The organism is Trinickia dinghuensis (assembly GCF_003367175.1).
In the GTDB taxonomy this organism is placed as follows: Bacteria; Pseudomonadota; Gammaproteobacteria; order Burkholderiales; family Burkholderiaceae; genus Trinickia; species Trinickia dinghuensis.
Genome location: NZ_QRGA01000001.1, coordinates 559314 through 577727 on the forward strand (window position 1 = coordinate 559314; position 18414 = coordinate 577727).

Sequence of the window (18414 nt, forward strand, 5' to 3'; positions counted from 1 at the left end):
TACCCAGGCGGACGGGTCCCGGTGCTTGCCGCGAGCCAAGGACCCAACCCATATCCGGCGCAATAGCCTAAACGGCCTATCGAGAGCTTAACAAGTGAACACAGGTTCTTCAGATATTGCTACCCCTTGGCAACGCAATCTCGCGGTGTGCTTTTTCGGCTCGTTCATCAATATCGTCGCGATGACGCTGTTGCTGCCTTTCCTGCCGCTGTATATCGAGCAATTGGGCGTCACGAACCATGCCGCGATCGTGCAGTGGTCCGGTATCGCCTACGGTGCAACGTTCCTCTCCGCTGCGCTGGTCGCGCCGCTTTGGGGTCGATTGGCCGATCGATACGGATGTAAAGTGAACTTGATTCGCGCCAGTCTCGGCATGGTTGTCGCGATGTCGCTGATCGGTCTGTCGCAGAACGTCTGGGAACTGGTTGCGCTGCGTTTGTTCGTCGGGCTCGCGGGCGGCTATACGTCCGGATCCTACGTGATCGTCGCGGCCCAAACGCCCAAGGACCGGTCGGCGTGGGCGCTCGGCGTGCTCTCTTCGGGCATCATGGCGGGCAATCTTCTTGGCCCGCTCCTCGGAGGGGTGCTGCCGCAATGGCTCGGCATGCGCATGACCTTTTTTGCCGCCAGTGGGTTCATCCTGCTCAATTTCATTGCCACCACGACGTTGATTCACGAAGCGCCACGCCAAGCACCGGACGGCAAGGGCAAGCGAGGTAACGCGCAGCACGGCGCCGGTACCGTAGGTATCGGCGAACGCAAGCTCGTGCTTGCGATGTTCGTGACGGCGGCACTGCTGATGATCGCGAATATGTCGATCGAGCCGATCATCACCGTCTACGTGCAGCAGCTGCTCGGATCGGTGAAGAGCGTGACGTGGTTTGCCGGTTTGGCGATGTCGGCGGCGGCGCTCGGCAGCATCGTGTCGTCTTCGACCTTGGGGAAGATCGCCGATCGGATCGGCCGGCTCAACGTGATCGTCGCGTCCCTTGGCGTAGCGGGACTATTGCTGATCCCCCAGGCGTTCGTCACGCACGTGTGGCAATTGATCGGCCTTCGGTTTTTGATGGGCCTCGCGCTCGGCGGGATACTCCCGTGCGTGACCGCGGTGATCCGCCACAATGTCCCCGACGGCGCGGTCGGCCGAGCGCTCGGGTATTCGACTTCGTCGCAGTATGCGGGCCAAGTGTTGGGGCCCTTGTTCGGCGGCGTCATAGGCGGACACGTGGGAATGCGCTACGTATTTCTCATGACCGCGCTGTTGCTGGTTGCCAGTGCGCTCTGCAATGCATGGTTCGTCTCTGGGGCTGCGCGCACTTCGCTGAAAGCGCAAACCTCACGCTAGCGCGTTCCGGCACTCGAAGCGCCATTAAGGATCGCCGTGAACCCGTCTCCGCTCATCGGCATTGGCCTTCGCAGTGCGCATTACCGCGAGATGCTCGATGAGCGGCCGGCCGTCGACTGGCTGGAGGTGCATACCGAGAACTACTTCGCCGACGGCGGCTGGGATCTGCACGTCCTGCGGACGCTGCGTGCCCACTACCCTGTGGCGCTGCACGGCGTTGGGCTCGGGATCGCGTCCGTCCATGGCTTTTCCATTGCGCACGTCAAACGAATTGCAGGGCTTGCCCAGCGGATCGAGCCGATGTTCGTCTCCGAGCATCTCTGCTGGGGGGCGACGTCTCAGGCGGTTCTGAACGACCTGCTGCCGCTTCCGCTCAACGAGGCATCGCTCGCCCACGTCTGCGAGCGCGTCCACCAGGTTCAAGACGAACTGAAGCGGCCGATCCTGCTTGAAAACATCTCGAGCTATCTCAGGTTTTGCGGCGATACGCTCAGCGAAGCAGCGTTTCTCGCGCAGGTGGTCGAGCGCACCGGCTGCGGCGTGCTGCTCGACATCAACAACCTATACGTCAACGAACGCAATCACGGCGAAGACGCGCGTAGCGCCCTTGAAGCCTTCGCGCCTGGACAAGTGCATGAATTGCATTTGGGCGGGCATCGGGAAGACGGGGATATCGTCGTCGACCATCACGGCGCGCCCGTCGCCGAACCGGTCTGGGCCCTATACGCCGACGCGCTGCGCCGTTTCGGTCCCGTGCCGACGTTGATCGAATGGGATACCGATCTGCCGCCGCTCGCAACGCTTGTCGATGAGGCGAAGCACGCGCGACGCATCTGCATGGACGTGCTCCGTGACGCTTGAAGAGCTTGGCGAACTGCAGGCCCGATTCGGCGCGCAGATGGGCGCTCGAGACGTCGTCCTCGCGCACCTCGCGCCGTGGCTGAGAGACGATGCCTCGACGTTGCACCGTTTCGCTCGATACGGCGAAGCGCTGCGGCACCATCACGAGCGCTCGCTTACGCTCGTTTATCCCGTGCTCCACGCGCTCGTGGGCGAGGCATTTTTTCGTGCGCTCGCGCATTCGTACGGCACTGCGCATGCGTCGTGCGACGGTGATCTGAGCGGCTTCGGCGCACAGCTGCCCGAGTTCGTATCGACCTATCCCGGGGCGCAACGCTACCCGTACTTTGCCGACGTCGCCCGCGTCGAATGGTCGCTGCACCAGGCGCACGGCGCCGCCGATGCCCAACCGCTAACCGTCGCCGACATCGCAAAGGCCGATCCGTCCAGCGTGGGTGGATGGGTCCTGCGCCTACATCCCGCGGTAGCGCTGCATGCGTGCGCATGGCGCGTCGGCGCCATCGTCCTCGCGCATCGCGAGCCATCGAACCATGCGTTTCCTCCGTCGATCGCCGAACCCGCGCGGGTATTGGTCTATCGCGCCGACTGGCGTGCGACCCTGCGCGAAATCGGCGCCTCCGAATGGGCGGCGCTCGATACGCTCTCCCGTGGAGCGACGCTTGGCGACGCGCTGGAGTCTGCGCTGACTCCCGCAAGTGCGGACGTCACTTCAACCACGCACGCGAGCGTGTCGGCCGATCCGAGCGCGATGTTCGTGAAATGGGTGGCAGGCGGCCTGCTAATACGCGACTGATGTGTGTTCGGGGTATCGCCGCGAGCCGACCGCTCTCGGCGGAGCATGCTAGCTTTGATCAACGGGCATGGGGCAGCGGCACTGCCTGCCGTAAAGTCTTGGGATGGAGGATTCCCATGAACGATACGATTCGCCTCACCGGTCGCGTGCTGTACTTGTCCGATGATCCTGCCGTCATAAGCGCTCAACTCGCCGGCAACAACTTTACGCGCGAAAGCGCCGGTCCGTTGCGCGACAACGTGTCAACAGACGAAATCACGCCCGTGACCGTCATGCTCTGCTACGACGAACGCCTCGGCCGCTATCCCTACGTCGGGTTTCAGTCCGGTTCGGAAGTCCCTATCAAGCAAGATGAGATTGCGCGCGGCAATTTCCAGATTACCGTCGCAGGCAAACGCTACGGCAAAGGGTCGTCGCGCGAATCCAGTCCGCTCGCCGAGTTGTCGGCCGGCATCCACCTGATCGTCGCGGAGAGCTTCGAGCGCATCTATCGGCAAAATTGCGACAACATCGGCATTCTCACGACAACCGATTTTTCCGTGCTGGACCGACTTATCGCGGGAGAGGAGATATCGATCGAAGAATTCCTCGACGGTCGAGATGCGCTCACTCAGGAGATTATCCGTTGCGGCGGACTCCTCGCCTACAGCAAGGCAAGACAGTGGCCCGTTCCGAACACGCAGAAAGGGCAAGCATCCGGCACGGGGAAAACGCTCGTTGAAAAGATCATCGAGCGCCACATCCATCCCGACTTCCGGGGTGCAACGCACGGCGACGGCGTTTTTCTCGCCGCCGACTGGCGTTTCAGTCACGATTACTTTACGGGCATGAGCGCGCATCTCATGCATCGAGCGGTGGGTAAGCCGGCCCAGCTCACTGACCCCGAGCACATCGTCGCGTTCCAAGACCATCTCGTGCTGGCATCGCAAAGCGCCCCTCACGTGCGCAATGGTTTATTGCCGGGTGTGAGAAACCTTCAGGATGCGCACACGTCGTTCGTGCGCGACTATCCGGTACGCGCTCACGGCACGCTGGACAACGAACTTGGCTCCGAAGGAATCTGCCACGCTTTGATGGCCGAGCGCTATGCGCTTCCGGGTGAAGTCGTGGTCGGCACGGATTCGCATACGACGCATTCGGGCGCGCTCGGATGTCTCGCATTCGGCGCGGGCGCAACAGATATGGCGAACAGTTGGCTGACCGGCCATATCCGCTGCAAGATTCCGGACACGCTGCGCGTGGAAATCAACGGGGCGCTGCGGCCGGGCGTGATGGCGAAAGACATCGTGCTGCACCTCTTGCAGATGGACGAAATCCACTCCGGCGGGGCGATCGGCATGGTGTTCGAATATGGCGGGCCGGCCGTTCGTGCAATGTCGATCGACGAACGCGCGACACTGACGAACATGGTGGCCGAGCTTGGCGGCTTCACCGGCATCGTGGAACCGGATGCTCAGACGGTGGCGTTCCTGAAAGAGCGTCGAGACATCGACTTCACCATCGAACATTGGATGAAGAGCGACGCCGACGCCACCTACCGCAACGTGATTCGCCTGGACGCGGCCAAGATCGAGCCGATGCTCGCGCGTCCGGGCGATCCGGGCAACGGAGTGGCGGTTTCGAATCTCGTCGACGATGTGGCCATCGACATCGCATACGGCGGTTCGTGCACGGCCGGGAAGCGTGAGGACTTCGACTGCTATTTCGAAGTCTTGCGCTGGGGCGCCGAGCGAGGGCTGACTGTTGCGCCGAGCACGCGTTTGTTTCTGCAATTCGGCACGATGGATGTCCGCGGCTACTGTGATTCGCTCGGCTATCTGGACGTATTCGAGCGTGTCGGCGCCACGCTCATCATGCCGGGTTGCGGGGCATGCGCGAACTGCGGTCCGGGGCAGTCCACGTCCGCCGACGAAGTAACGATCAGCGCGATCAACCGGAATTTCCCAGGCCGCTCGGGACCGGGGAACGTGTGGCTTGCGAGCCCGTATACCGTTGCCGCCAGCGCACTGGCCGGGAAGATTACGACGTTTGAGCAGTTGAAATCGTCTTTGCAGGTCAACTTCGGTTAGCGCACACGCTTCTACTTCGCCGGACAGACGCACGCTGCGCTGTCCGGATTCGCGGCACCCGCCTGTCGATGGCCCGTGCGATGATATGCCACGGCCAACATGAGATATGAAATGACGACCACATTCGACGAGGCGACAACGGCGGCGATCGCCGAGTTTGCCCAACTGGATTTCGACACGGCTGCGCAGGCGATGCGCGCCGAGGCCGACTACGATCACGAACGGGACCAGTGGATCTCGCGCTACATCGACGAGTACGGCGGCGGCGCGGACGACGCGGAATACGACGCGTTGCATGCGCAGGCCCAAGCAACCCCGGAATACGCGCAGTTCATCGATGCCGTTCGCAGGGAAATCCTCGACTACTTCGGCGTGACCGACGATCAACTCGACTGGGTGATTGTGCTACGCGCTGACGACAGTGATGAGCTTTGGGCGGAGGTCAACCGGCGGCGGAGCGTCCTGGGAACCGGTGAAGTGCGCGGCGATCTGTGATCGTCGCCTTCCATCCGGGAGGCAGAGGACGCAACCCGAACCGCTAGAATTGCGGTTTTAGCCCGGAATACGCCAATGTCTTTTGCCTCGCTCGGCCTGATCGATCCCTTGCTGCGTAATGTGCAGGACCTCAATTACCGGACCCCTACGCCGGTGCAGGTCAAGGCGATTCCCGCTGTGCTCAGTGGCAAGGACGTCATGGCCGCGGCACAGACCGGCACCGGCAAAACGGCGGGTTTTGCGCTCCCGCTGTTGCAGCGGCTAGTGCAACACGGCCCGGCCGTCTCCAGCAACCGCGCGCGTGTGCTGGTGCTGGTGCCCACACGTGAGCTGGCTGAACAAGTACTGCAAAGCTTTATCGAATACGGCAAAGGCCTCGACTTACGATTTCTGGCCGCCTACGGCGGTGTGAGCATCAACCCGCAGATGATGAAGTTGCGCAAGGGGGTCGATGTGCTCGTTGCCACGCCGGGCCGTTTGCTCGATCTCAATCGCCAGAACGCAGTGCAGTTCGATCAAATTCAAACGCTGGTGCTGGATGAAGCCGACCGCATGCTGGATCTCGGCTTTGCGCGCGAGCTCAACGCCGTCTTTGCTGCCTTGCCGGCTCGGCGCCAGACCCTGCTGTTCTCCGCCACATTTACCGACGATATCCGCGCGATGGCGGCGAGCATTTTGCGCAGCCCGGTCAACATCAGCGTCAGCCCGCCCAATGCCACCGCCAGCAACATCAAGCAGTGGGTGGTGCCGGTGGATAAAAAGAACAAGCCGGACCTCTTCATGCACCTTGTGGCTCAAAACCGCTGGGAGCACGCGCTGGTGTTCGTCAAAACCCGCAATGGCGTGGATTATCTGGCAGCCTTGCTGGACGAAGCGGGCTATGCGATCGACACCATCCACGGCGACAAGCCGCAACCCGCGCGCCTTCGCGCGCTGGAGCGCTTCAAGAGCGGCGAAGTCAATATGCTGGTAGCCACCGACGTCGCTGCGCGCGGGCTGGATATCGACGACCTGCCGCTGGTGATCAACGTTGACCTGCCGATCGTGGCGCAAGACTATGTGCACCGTATTGGCCGTACCGGCCGCGCGGGCGCCAGCGGCGTGGCGGTGTCCCTCGTGTGTGCCGATGAAGCGCCGCAACTGGCCGCGATTGAAGCGCTGATCCGGCAAACGCTGCCCCGTGAAGAAGAGCCGGGCTTCGAACCCGACCACCGCGTGCCGCAAACCAGCGCGACGGGCCAGATCATCAAGAAACCCAAAAAGCCCAAGAAGCCCAAAGTGCCGCAAGCTGCGCCCGCCGCCATGCCGGTGCTCGGCAAAAAGCCGCACCCGCAAAGTGGCGAGAACAAACGCAAGCCTGCAGCGCCGGGCGCTGTGACCGCGGGTAAGGGTGCGAGCTTCTCCAGCGGTAGTCCATTCAGCGCGCAAAAGCCACGCAGCAAACCGGCCAGCAAGCCGGCCGCGGGTTCACGTATGCCGGCTGGCAAACCCGCCGGTGGCCGCGGCAAACGCTAGCGCTGATCCGCGGGGATGAGTCACGCGAGTCCCCGCAACAGGCCGGAGGTTTGCGGCCGAGTTCGCGCCCACAATTAAGACAGTTAAACTTGCAAGTCTAACTGTCTTAATTTATGCTCCACACATGGCCCGCTCCCGTGAATCCACTCCCCCGCTGGAATGCGTCGTCTCCGATCTAACGCTGGTTGTCGGCCAGCTTTTGCGTCGGCTGCGCAGCGCCAATCCCGGCGACCTGAACATGTCGCAGTCCAGCGTGCTCGCGCGGCTGGAACGTGAAGGCCCGATGACCACCGCGGATCTGGCGCGCGCCGAATTGATGAAGCCGCAGTCGATGAAAACCATCCTCGCCGGCCTCGAAGAAGAGGCATGCGTGGAGCGCGAACCGCATCCCACGGACGGCCGCCAGATCCTGTTCGCGATCACGCGCAAAGGGCTGGACGAACGCAAGCGGCGCACGGCGGCCAAACGCGAATGGCTGCTGGCAAAGCTCGAACAGTTCGATCCGAAGGACGTCGCGACGCTTGCCGCGGCTATTCCACTCATCAAGCGGCTCGGTGATTCCACCCTTCCCTAGTCTTTCCTGCGTCTCCCGCTTTGAAAGGACGAACCATGAGCTTCGTTGCGATCTTTTTCGCAGGTGCCTTCCTGTGCAACGCAATGCCGCACCTCACCGCGGGTCTGCGCGGAGAGATGTTCCCGTCTCCCTTCTCGACACCGCGTGGCAAGGGGCCCTCGTCGCCGCTGGTCAATTTTCTGTGGGGCCTGCTGAACGCATTGATCGGTCTGGCGCTGCTGGCCTACCATCCGTTCACGCCCGGCGTGAACGTGGATAGCGCGGCGCTGCTCGTCGGCGTGCTGGTCATGGGTGCTTTCACATCGGTTCATTTCGGCCGTGTGCGTCGCGAAGGTCTGTTTTGAGCGCGACGCAACGCGATCAACTCGATCCGCTCGGTCTGGGAATGATGGTCGCATTTCCGTCGCTCGGATTTTTGACGGGACGCTTCGGCGGCCGAGCAGCGCAATCTGCCCATGGCCACCACGACGCTCAACATCCTGCAGCGGCTCGGTGGGCCGGCCTTGACTACGCTCTGCGCGCTGGTGTTGGCGGAGTTGCTAGGTGCGCATGTGGGGCGGAGAATGACTAGATCGTCGAGAATCCAGCGCATCTTCACGATGAATACTACAGGCTAGCTTGCGAGCCTGTCGCACGTCTAACTCGTCGCCACGACACTCTTTCGCAAGCAGCCAAGCGGCGAATAGAAAGTAATTATCGACAATTCCTTCGGGCCACTGGTGCTCGATACCTCAAAATCGCCGCCGGAATCATTGTTAATGACTTGCGGACGCGGCGTCGTTGCCAATTCACTTGTTCGTAACGTCGCGACTTTTAGATGCGGTTCACCTATCATGCGCTGTGTTTATGCCAAACACATAAACGCAACCCTTCGTTCCGAATGTTCGTTCCGGTCGGCACGTGCCGTCCGAAATGGAATCTGTTCGCTGTCGACAATGAAGTTCAACCAGAATTTTCCGCTACGAGAACTTACAAATGAGCGCACTGAATTTTCGTAACCAAACTCCGTACATCGCCCAGTTCGTCGCAAAAAAAGGCCAACTGGTCATGGCTCGTCTGCCAGGCATCGCGCCACAAGCGGAGCTTTCCATGCCGTCGGACGATGCCTTTTCGGTGATAGCAACCACGATTATCGACGGCAACACGTATTCCACCGCACCGGCCACAGTGTCGGGCTCAATGGAGTTCTTGGCTCAGATCAAGCAGAACGTCAAAGAAGGCACGTACGAATTCCAGATGCAGCTCGAGCCCAGTCCTCGCGCCGACCAGATGATATTCCAGAAGACCACTATCGGCCCCGTGACCTTCACGATCTTAAAGAACGGCGTTTCGCTGCAGAGCGTCGTTGTGCCGAACTCGTTCATGACCCAAGCGCTGACGATCGACGACAACTATTCCGTCTACGCTGTGATCAACGGCATCACGACGGAGGCAGTTCGAACGACAGACCCTAATGCCGTCATCACCGCGGTAGTCGACACCTCTGTGCTCGAAACGGGCTACTTTACGCTAACGGCCGCCTGAGACAAACGCTTAGCCGCCTCGGCGGCATCGCGAAGCATCCGCGCGATGACTTCGCGCGCCGACTCTCGGACCACTCGTCCAATTCCGCGCGCCAGTTCACTATGGCGCAGCCGAAAACCGGATCCGGCTTCGCCCCCTGGCCTGATGCAAGCCGCGCGAAGCGATCAATCCACCCAATCACGCATGACGACTCGTTGGAGAGGTTGGATGTTCTCATCGAATAGCGTTATTTATTTGCAATAATTCAAATTTCGATGGTGGCCTTGGCATGCGAACAACGCGAGGGCAACGAGATCATGCCGATTTCTCGATCTCGGAATACGTTTAAAAATTGCAAATAATCAAATTTTCTCGGTATATACTGCAATCAGATAACGCAACCGGAAGGAGTCGATGAGCAACAAGACGGTCCAGCGGCTCATGCAGGAGAGTCGACGTGGGCATCCTATCGACTCCGACATGCTCAGAGGCATGGGGGTCAGCGCTGCACTCGCGGCGCACATGGTCAAATCCGGGTGGCTGCAACGCCTCTCGCAGGGCGTCTACCTTTTGACCGGGGACACGCCGACAAGGGACGGTTCGATCGCGCACTTGACTCGGCGCATCGCCGGTCTTCACGTTGGGGGAAAAACAGCCCTTTCCTGGCAAGGCGTCCGTCATAACATCGCGTTTCGCGAAAAGGTTGTGCTTTGGGGCCAGAAACCGTATCGCATCCCCTCCTGGGTGGACCAGCACCTGAGCTACTCATTTCAGACCACTGCGCTGTTCGACGACGATCTGCCATACGAGAAAGGCCTAAAGCCGCTCCTTGCTGGCGACCCAGAGGTCAAAGTGTCAGTGCCCGAGCGAGCCATCCTGGAACTCGCCAGCGACATTGGCAAAGGACAGTCGCTTGAGGAAGCGAGCAACCTGATGGTGGGCCTGCGCAACCTGCGCGCCGACGTGCTGGATGAGTTTTTGAGCCACTGCCACCGAGTGAAGGTTGTCAGGCTCGTGCGTGACCTCGGACTTGAGGCCGATTTTTCGTGGGCTCGGGGCATTCAAACGCATGTAGACCGCCTCGGCGCCGGGAAAAGATGGTCGAATCAGACAAAAAACGGCCGGATAACGCTCAAACCAGAATGAACGAGATCTACGTCGACACCGTCCGGCTGATGCTGGGCATCGCACCGATCATTTTCGACACCCCTCTGTTCGCGATGAAAGGTGGAACCGCATTGAACCTGTTCTTGCAGGAGATGCCTCGCCTCTCTGTCGACATCGACGTCGTGGTGACGGACCCGAAACTTACCCGTGACGAAGCGATCGCCGCGATCAGCAAAGAGATCGAACGAGCCAGAGCACGCATTGAGGCCGAGGGACCCCACGAAGTTTTCGGCGGCCACAACTTCCGGTAAGGCCAAGGGCGATGAAGTGAAACTCGCCGTAATCTCCGGCGAAACCTCGGTCAAAGTGGAAGTCAACTACGTGTTCAGGGGCACGCTGCTGGAACCGGTCTCGCGCCCTCTCGTGAAATCCGCGGAGGAACTGTTCAACACCCGTATCATCGTGCCCACCCTCCACGAAGCTGAACTCTACGGGAGCAAGCTCGTAGCGGCGCTGGACCGCCAACACCCACGTGATCTGTTCGACGTGACGCAGATGTTCTCGGTGTTTGGTCTGCGTGCGGATATCGTGGATGCCTTCGTGGCTTACCTCTCTGGGCACAATCGGCCGATTCACGAAGTGTTGTTTAACCATAAGCATTCGATGGCGGGCGCCTACGAGAGTGACTTCGTAGGGATGACGATCGAGGCCGTGAGCCTCGATGTACTCGAAGCGACGCAGGAACGCCTGCATCGGGATCTGCCAGCTGCTCTAACCGAGCGACACCGTCAGTTCCTGATTTCCCTGGTTCGTGCCGAACCCGATTGGTCCCTGATGCCCTACACGCACCTGCGCGAACTGCCGGCCATAAGGTGGAAACTCATCAATCTCGAAAAGCTCAGAAAAAATAATCCAGCGCTGTTCGAGAAGCAGGAAGCCTTGCTGCGCGAGGGCTTTGCCGCTATCGCCGGTGGGAAAGAACCTTCGACCTGACTGGTTGCAACGGCTACACTGCTCGCGCGATATCGTCGCGCGTTCGCGATGCAGGTTACGAATGCCGGGGTTTATCCTTGCGCGAGCCCGTGTTCTGTGTACCGGCCTCGGATATATCGGCATCCGTTTCAGTCGCCTCGGGCGAGAACGCGGCCTGCGCGCCAGAGGCGACGAGTGCCTCGAGCATGTCGGCCGAAGGGATGAAGAAAAGACCGCCGGTCACCGCCCGGCTAAAGTCCAGCAGGCGATCGTAGTTGCAGGGCGGTCGCCCGACGAACATGTTTTCAAGCATCTGTTCGATCGCTGCGCGCGCGCATAACCGATGAAATACGTGCCGAACTCCTTTTCGCGCACGCATCCGAACGGCATGTTGTCGCGCAAAATCTTGAGTTCCTCGCCGCCGTCGCCCGCCGTGGATCGCCGAACAGCGCTTCCCATGCGTGCGCTCCGAACCCGCAGACGCACGAAAGCTCGGCGGAGGGCACACGCTGGCCAACGGAGCGTGCAAGTGCGGCGACGTCACCGCACCAGTTACGTATGGTGGATGCGTGCTCCCCACCGGGATTGATCGTGGCGACGATGAAGATAGCGCTCGCAGTGACGGGGTTCACTACGGCCTGCGGCTCGGGACAGGATTTTTGCATCACGCGACTCCGGTAGAAAGCGTGAGAGAACTGACCCGTCATCCGAGAAAATAGCATTGTGAGGGCGTCGGAGTTCGACGCCCATATGACGGTTGTGGTCGGACTACTTGTAGTAGCCGACGCCGCATCCCAGGCCGGCGACCGCGGTAACGAAGCTCGCCTTCGGCACCCACGCCTTGTCAGCGCCGGCCTTGGGAGACATGTAGCTGACCTCATTGACTTGGCCCTCTTTGGCCGCGTCATAGAGCCTTGGGCCATACACGTCGCCCGTAGGATCCTTAAATGTCCTCGCATCCTTGCCGAGCAACCCCTTAACGTTAGGATTGCCGACCGCGACGAGGCGTCCGTCGCTGAGATTGAAGCAGAACGGATAGAGGTCGCCAACCAGGAAGCCGTTCTCGCCCTTGTTGATTTCGTCGAGCGTCTGGGCCTTATCGGCTTTGATGGCCGCAACCGTCTTTTCAAGCATGGCCTTAGCGTCCGCCGCAGTACCTTGCGCGAATGCCGTAGTCGAGAACAAGGCAACCATGGCGCCTAGCGCGCCAATCACGAGTGTACGAAACATGGACATTCCTCCCTGCTCTTCGAGCCCTCGGATCCACCACGATCTCAGCGGCGGCTTCCGGACGTTGACCCGCCGTTGAAATGCCAACCGCAACACTGCTTCGAACAATTAAGCGTTCATTGGCGACCGCATGTCGCGTCCGGTCTACCTGCAAAAAATTTATCATTGAGCCCATCAAATCACGGGGCGGTCCTTTCCTCGCAGTCCAATTCCGATCGGCAAGCGCTATTTGGGGCCGTGCCCGGTTTTACCGGGTTGCGGCCTAACTTGCTGTTGAACGTGATCGGCCCTCCTACCAGCTTCGTCATCGTCAAATAGAGGTAACTATGAAATACATCAACCGCATCGCGGCGTCTACAACACTGGTGGTAGTCGCCTGTGGTCTAGCAACGTTTGCCCAGATCAAGTTCTTTCCGAAGACCGCCGACAACAATCCGGTCGCCCGCATCGTCCTCAACGTTGAGTCGTGGAACGGCTAATTCGTACGACCTACGTTCGAAGGCCCGCTGCTTGGTTCTGAGCGGCGGCTGAAATGACCGCAAGGTGCAGGCGGTGAACGGCCGCGGATTCGATAATCGCGCGCACGACAACTTCGACGATATCTTCAGTCCTGACCCGTGCAGCAGTGGGTACGCCTTTCGCTGCGAGCAAAGATGATTGTGTTTTTGCCCGCTTCCGCGCCAGCTTGACAAAGCCGTACCCACCGCATATTGCGTCTCACACGATCGTACGGTACCATTCATAGTGGTGTAGTCTGCATACACCTGACTCCGCAAGAGGCACCCTGGCCTCGACTGCCCGCGCGTCAATCCACAATCCCGTTCGCACTCCTGCTGGCAGATTGACCTGCTGTAATTGCTCGCAACGATCGTCGGCCAACCTGTCGAGGAGAATGTATTGGCAAATCCAGTTCGCGACGATTCAGCATCCCACGCAATCGCAGTTACGCCCAAAGCCGGTCGCCGCGTGTCAAAAGGAAAAACCAAGGCCGCCGCAACGCCACTGGACATCGCATCGCTGGCGCGGAGGGACGAGGAGCGTCAACAGCAGATGCGCGGGTTGATCGCACTTGGACGCGAGCGAGGCTATGTCACTCACGCAGACATCCACGATCACCTGTTCGACAATTTTACGGAAACCGCGGCGATGGAGACCATCGTCAGCACGTTCGGCGACATGGGCGTGGCCGTGTACGAGCAGGCGCCGGACGCCGTGACGCTCCTGCTGAACGACGCAGCGCCTCCAGTGGCATCGGACGATCAGGCGGACGAGGAAGCGGAAGCCACCCTGTCAACGGTCGATTCCGAGTTCGGCCGCACTACTGATCCGGTCCGGATGTATATGCGTGAAATGGGTGCCCGCGAACTGCTTACTCGCACCGACGAAATCGAGATTGCGAAACGCATCGAGGGCGGCCTGCACGACATGATTCAGGCGATCGCCGTGTGTCCGTCGGTCGTGTCCACAATTCTTGCCGATGTGGACCGCATCGTTGCGAGCGAACTGCGTATCGACGAACTAGTCGCCGGCATCAGCAACAACGTGAACGAAAGTGAAATGACGGCGGAGTCTGAAGGAGATGATGCGGAAGCGGAAGCAGACGCCGCCGTCGATGACCCGGACCGTGACGACATTGAAATGGACGAAGCGGATCCGGAGAAAGCGAACGCAGCGCACCTCAAACAACTCACGAGCGACAGTCTCGCCGTTTTCGCGCGCGTGCGTGCGCTGTTCGAGCAGTTGCCTGATAGGCCTGTAACCGGCAAGGCGCGTTCCGCGGTCGTTGCGCGAGTGCGCTCGAAGATCCAGCGCGAACTGGCGCCGATCCGCTTTACGGCCCGAGCTATCGATCGTCTTTGTGCCAGCGTGCACGAACAAATTACGGAGGTTCGTGCGATCGAACGCAGCATCCTGGAGATCGCCGTCGACCGTTGCGGCATGCCACGCGAGTCGTTTATCGAGTCGTTCCGGGGCCACGAGACCGACCTTGGATGGACCCGCCGCATGGCCGCGACTCTGCGTGGGGGTGGTGCGGCGCTCGAGCGGCATCTGCCGGCCATTCAGGCCGGGCAGCAGAAACTCGCCGACATCGAAACCAGGGCCGCGCTGCCGCTGCAGCAGCTCAAGGAAATCAACCGCACGATGAGTGCCGCGGAGTCGAAAATGCGGCAGGCTAAGCGAGAGATGATCGAAGCGAATCTTCGTCTTGTCATTTCCATTGCCAAGAAATACGTGAACCGCGGCATGCAGTTCCTGGACCTGATTCAGGAAGGCAACATCGGCCTGATGAAGGCGGTGGACAAGTTCGAATACCGGCGCGGATGGAAGTTTTCGACGTACGCCACCTGGTGGGTCCGGCAGGCTGTCACGCGTGCGTGCGCCGATCAGGCGCGGACCATTCGTGTGCCGGTGCACATGATCGAGGCAATCAACAAGCTGAACCGGATCTCGCGCGAACTCCTGCAAAAGACGGGACAGGAAGCGCATCCCGCCGTACTCGCGGAGCGTATGGAGATGTCCGAGGAAAAAGTGCGCGGCATCCTCAGGATCGCGAGGCAACCTGTGTCGCTCGAGAGCCCTGTGGGCGACGATGCCGACGCGACACTCGGCGACATGATTGAGGATGTCTCCGCGAGTTCACCGGCAGACGCCGCGATCCACGCAAACATGCGCGCCGCGATCGATGAGGCGCTCGACGGGTTGTCACCGCGCGAGGCCAAGGTCCTGCGGTTGCGTTTCGGGCTCGATACGACCTCCGATCACACGCTTGATGAGGTCGGCAAGCAGTTCAACGTCACCCGCGAGCGGATCCGTCAGATCGAAAGCAAGGCGATTCGCAAACTGATGCATCCAAGTCTCTCCGGCAAGTTGAGCCCCTTTCACGAGCGCTGATCAAAGCCGAGAACGACGTCCCATCGACCCACACTCACGAACCCGGCAGGTTTGCACCCGACACGCCTGAGTGGCGAACAACGCCGCCACCAGCATGCCGGCCCCTGCCAGTCTCGACACCGCCACAATACCGTGGTGACCGACCGCATTGCGATACTCATGTTACGTCTAAGTGAAGTCAAACTCCCCCTCGACCATGCCGAAAGCGATCTCGAAGCCGCGATTCGCGCACGCCTCGCAGATCTGGGCGTGGCGGCAGACGGGCTCCTCCGTTACACGGTGTTCCGCCGCGCGCACGATGCACGCAAGCGTTCCGACATCAAGCTGACCTATATCGTCGATGTCGAAGTCAAGGACGAAGCGGCCGCGCGTACGCGACTCGCCGGCCACCCGCATTGCGGCTTGACGCCCGACATGGCCTACCGATTTGTGGCGAAGGCCCCCGAGCACAGTGCTTCCCTGCGCCCGGTTGTGATCGGCATGGGGCCGTGCGGCCTGTTCGCAGGACTTCTTCTCGCGCAGATGGGGTTCCGGCCCATCATCCTCGAACGTGGCAAAGCCGTGCGCGAGCGCACCAAGGATACCTTCGGCCTGTGGCGCAAGGGCGTGCTCAACGCTGAATCCAACGTGCAGTTCGGCGAAGGCGGGGCCGGGACGTTTTCCGACGGCAAGCTATACAGCCAGATCAAGGATCCCAACCACTATGGCCGAAAGGTGTTGGACGAATTCGTCAAGGCGGGCGCACCGGACGATATCCTGTATCTGAGCCGGCCGCACATCGGCACGTTCCGCCTCGTCAGCATGGTGGAAAAAATGCGCGCCACCATCCACGAACTGGGCGGTGAAGTGCGCTTCGAAACGCGGGTTGACGACATCGAAATCGATCAGGGCAAGGTGCGGTCGCTGAAGCTCTCGAACGGGGAAACGCTGCGGTGCGACCATGTCGTGCTGGCCGTGGGCCACAGTGCGCGCGACACCTTCCAGATGCTGCACGATCGCGGTGTCTATATTGAAGCCAAGCCGTTTTCGCTGGGCTTTCGCATCGAACATCCGCAAGGGCTGATCGATCGCAGCCGTTTCGGCAAGTTTGCGGGCCACAAACAGCTCGGTGCGGCCGACTACAAGGTGGTCCACCACTGCAGCAATGGCCGGGCAGTCTACAGCTTTTGCATGTGCCCTGGAGGGACGGTGGTCGCGGCGACCTCCGAGCCGGGCCGTGTGGTCACCAACGGCATGAGCCAGTATTCCCGAGCCGAGCGCAATGCGAATGCGGGCATCGTCGTCGGCATCACTCCGGAAGACTATCCCGGCGGCCCGCTGGCGGGTATTGCATTCCAGCGCAAATGGGAAGAGCGCGCATTCGAACTCGGCGGCGGCGATTACCACGCACCGGGTCAACTGGTCGGGGATTTCATCGCCGGCCGGCCGTCAACGTCGCTTGGCTCCGTGGTGCCCTCGTACAAGCCGGGCGTGCGCCCGACCGATCTCAGCACTGCGCTCCCTGACTACGTGATCGAAGCGATCCGTGAAGCGCTACCGCAGATCGACAGGAAGATTGCAGGCTTCGCGATGCACGATGCCGTGCTCACCGGCGTGGAGACGCGCACCTCGTCACCGATCCGGGTTCGACGCAAAGACAATTACCAGAGCGTGAACGTCGAAGGTCTGTATCCGGCCGGCGAAGGCGCCGGGTATGCGGGCGGTATCTATTCGGCAGCCATCGACGGCATCGAAGTGGCGCAAGCGTTGGCACTCAATCTGACGTCGGCGCACGCGTCCTGATAGGCCGGGCCGGCCGGGCCGGCACGCGCCGGTCCGTTTAGCCGAGCGAAGCCGGCTTTCGAATGTCCGACTGAGCGCGAGGTCGGACGGCCTTAGCCACGCATCAGAATCGCGTACGGATACCCACACCCGCAGTGCTGCCTGTCGAGAGTCCTGAAAAGCGATCGTACAGATAGCCCGCGTAAACGTCCGTACGCTTCGAGAGCGCATAGTCGTAGCTCACCGAAGCGGTTCGACGCGTCTGGTTCAACGGACTGTTGTCCCGCGAAAACGCGTAGGACACCAGCACTCGCCCCAACCCCAGCGGTATTGCCGCGCCGCCCTGCAGCATATTCACGTGATAGCTGCTGGCGGACACCTGGTTATCGACATAGGTGTACTCACCAAACAGTTTGACGACCTGAGCGTCGTAGGACACCCCTAACTGTGCCGCGCTCTGGCTACGCAGCCCGGGGACAAGATTGCCGAAATCGCCAGGCGAGGAACTGAAATTCAAGTACTGCCACGTCGCCCCGACAGCCAGCGCCCCTCGCGTGAACGTTCCTTGCGCTGAAAGCTTTTTTGCCCCGTCGTCACCGGCCCGGTTACCGAACGCATACATGACGCGACCCACGAGACCGTCGATATCGCTCGTCGCATACTGAACCGCGTTGCTCCACGATGTCCCGCCTGGAATGCCTTGAGCGGTACGATAGCTCGGGTAGGTGCCGAGCCCAGCGTAAAGCTGGTTAATCGTCGGAGAAAAAGTGAACGACGCGTAGAAAGGATTGAACTGCGCCGACTGCAGATAGAGCAGACTACTCTGCTGCCCAAGCGTCAGCGTGCCATGCCGGGATTCGACACCGACGTAAGCATTGCGCGAGAAAAACGAGTCCCCGTTGAACGAGCCGTACTGGCCATTCTGTGGCCGGAAAAAGCCTTCCACGGCAAACAGGGTTCGGTAACCTCCTCCCAAATCTTCGTGCCCACCGATGCCCCAGAACGAGGTGGACAAACCGCCGCCGCCCATTTGAGCGGCGCCGGTGCCACCGGGTACACGCAGATAACCGGCCCATGCATCCACGATGCCATATAACTGGACACTCGATTGCGCATGAGCGGGGATCATCATTGACGCCATTCCGATCGTCACGGCGAAGCGGCAAAGGCGGTTAACTATTACGCTACCAATCTCTTTTATCAGCATGATGTTTGTTCAATTGAATCGGTCGAATCACGCGCGCGTGCTCAGCGAGCGATCGGGCCTAGCCGCATCGCACGGAGACACGCACGGCAT

The 18414-nt window shown here is 60.7% G+C and carries 15 protein-coding genes and 2 pseudogenes; 14 read left to right on the forward strand and 3 right to left on the reverse strand.

Features of this window, described 5'->3' with window-relative positions; translation table 11 throughout:
- The first annotated feature begins 94 nt into the window (after positions 1 to 94).
- From DWV00_RS02480 to DWV00_RS02535, 11 genes and pseudogenes are all read left to right on the forward strand, one after another.
- Positions 95 to 1345, forward strand: a complete 1251-nt coding sequence (locus tag DWV00_RS02480) for an MFS transporter (RefSeq protein ID WP_281272604.1) — start codon at positions 95 to 97, stop codon at positions 1343 to 1345.
- A 36-nt stretch (positions 1346 to 1381) separates the two neighbouring features.
- Positions 1382 to 2206, forward strand: a complete 825-nt coding sequence (bufB, locus tag DWV00_RS02485) for an MNIO family bufferin maturase (RefSeq protein WP_115531923.1) — start codon at positions 1382 to 1384, stop codon at positions 2204 to 2206.
- On the forward strand, positions 2196 to 2999 hold the full coding sequence (locus DWV00_RS02490) for an HvfC/BufC N-terminal domain-containing protein (RefSeq protein ID WP_181885326.1): 804 nt from the start codon (positions 2196 to 2198) through the stop codon (positions 2997 to 2999). The genes bufB and DWV00_RS02490 overlap by 11 nt, the downstream gene beginning before the upstream one ends.
- Positions 3000 to 3115: 116 nt before the next feature.
- Positions 3116 to 5068 carry an aconitase family protein gene (locus tag DWV00_RS02495; protein WP_115531925.1) on the forward strand — a complete coding sequence of 651 codons (1953 nt, stop codon included), beginning with the start codon at positions 3116 to 3118 and terminating at the stop codon, positions 5066 to 5068.
- 111 nt (positions 5069 to 5179) lie between these two features.
- The gene (locus DWV00_RS02500) at positions 5180 to 5563 is read left to right on the forward strand and encodes an ATP-dependent protease (RefSeq protein WP_115531926.1); all 384 of its coding nucleotides are present in this window, start codon (positions 5180 to 5182) and stop codon (positions 5561 to 5563) included.
- A 75-nt stretch (positions 5564 to 5638) separates the two neighbouring features.
- Positions 5639 to 7078 carry a DEAD/DEAH box helicase gene (locus tag DWV00_RS02505; protein ID WP_115531927.1) on the forward strand — a complete coding sequence of 480 codons (1440 nt, stop codon included), beginning with the start codon at positions 5639 to 5641 and terminating at the stop codon, positions 7076 to 7078.
- 124 nt (positions 7079 to 7202) lie between these two features.
- Positions 7203 to 7652 (forward strand): MarR family winged helix-turn-helix transcriptional regulator, encoded by a 450-nt coding sequence (locus DWV00_RS02510; RefSeq protein WP_115531928.1) that lies wholly within the window; start codon positions 7203 to 7205, stop codon positions 7650 to 7652.
- Between the two features lie 35 nt (positions 7653 to 7687).
- On the forward strand, positions 7688 to 7996 hold the full coding sequence (locus DWV00_RS02515; protein ID WP_115531929.1) for a hypothetical protein: 309 nt from the start codon (positions 7688 to 7690) through the stop codon (positions 7994 to 7996).
- A gap of 631 nt (positions 7997 to 8627) precedes the next feature.
- Positions 8628 to 9176 (forward strand): hypothetical protein, encoded by a 549-nt coding sequence (locus DWV00_RS02525; RefSeq protein WP_115531930.1) that lies wholly within the window; start codon positions 8628 to 8630, stop codon positions 9174 to 9176.
- 393 nt (positions 9177 to 9569) lie between these two features.
- The gene (locus tag DWV00_RS02530) at positions 9570 to 10301 is read left to right on the forward strand and encodes a type IV toxin-antitoxin system AbiEi family antitoxin domain-containing protein (protein ID WP_115531931.1); all 732 of its coding nucleotides are present in this window, start codon (positions 9570 to 9572) and stop codon (positions 10299 to 10301) included.
- A pseudogene (locus DWV00_RS02535) lies at positions 10298 to 11255 on the forward strand (nucleotidyl transferase AbiEii/AbiGii toxin family protein). The gene DWV00_RS02530 and the pseudogene DWV00_RS02535 overlap by 4 nt, the downstream one beginning before the upstream one ends.
- Positions 11256 to 11310: 55 nt before the next feature.
- Here DWV00_RS02535 and DWV00_RS02540 read toward each other — a convergent pair.
- Both DWV00_RS02540 and DWV00_RS02545 read right to left on the reverse strand, forming a co-directional pair.
- Positions 11311 to 11899: pseudogene (locus DWV00_RS02540) on the reverse strand (Dyp-type peroxidase).
- A gap of 103 nt (positions 11900 to 12002) precedes the next feature.
- Positions 12003 to 12572, reverse strand: coding sequence for a cache domain-containing protein (locus DWV00_RS02545; RefSeq protein ID WP_220274644.1), 570 nt, complete (start codon positions 12570 to 12572; stop codon positions 12003 to 12005).
- 218 nt (positions 12573 to 12790) lie between these two features.
- On the opposite strand from DWV00_RS02545, the gene DWV00_RS33890 reads away from it, so the two are divergent.
- The 3 genes from DWV00_RS33890 (at position 12791) to DWV00_RS02555 (ending at position 17138) form a co-directional block, all read left to right on the forward strand.
- Complete coding sequence (locus DWV00_RS33890; protein WP_181885327.1) at positions 12791 to 12943, forward strand: hypothetical protein; 153 nt, start codon at positions 12791 to 12793, stop codon at positions 12941 to 12943.
- 418 nt (positions 12944 to 13361) lie between these two features.
- Positions 13362 to 15356 (forward strand): RNA polymerase sigma factor RpoD, encoded by a 1995-nt coding sequence (rpoD, locus tag DWV00_RS02550; RefSeq protein WP_115532239.1) that lies wholly within the window; start codon positions 13362 to 13364, stop codon positions 15354 to 15356.
- Between the two features lie 159 nt (positions 15357 to 15515).
- Positions 15516 to 17138, forward strand: a complete 1623-nt coding sequence (locus DWV00_RS02555) for an NAD(P)/FAD-dependent oxidoreductase (RefSeq protein ID WP_115531932.1) — start codon at positions 15516 to 15518, stop codon at positions 17136 to 17138.
- A 103-nt stretch (positions 17139 to 17241) separates the two neighbouring features.
- Here DWV00_RS02555 and DWV00_RS02560 read toward each other — a convergent pair whose 3' ends face one another.
- Entirely contained in the window at positions 17242 to 18324 is a 1083-nt protein-coding gene (locus DWV00_RS02560) for a porin (protein ID WP_115531933.1), read from the reverse strand.
- Positions 18325 to 18414 lie beyond the last annotated feature (90 nt).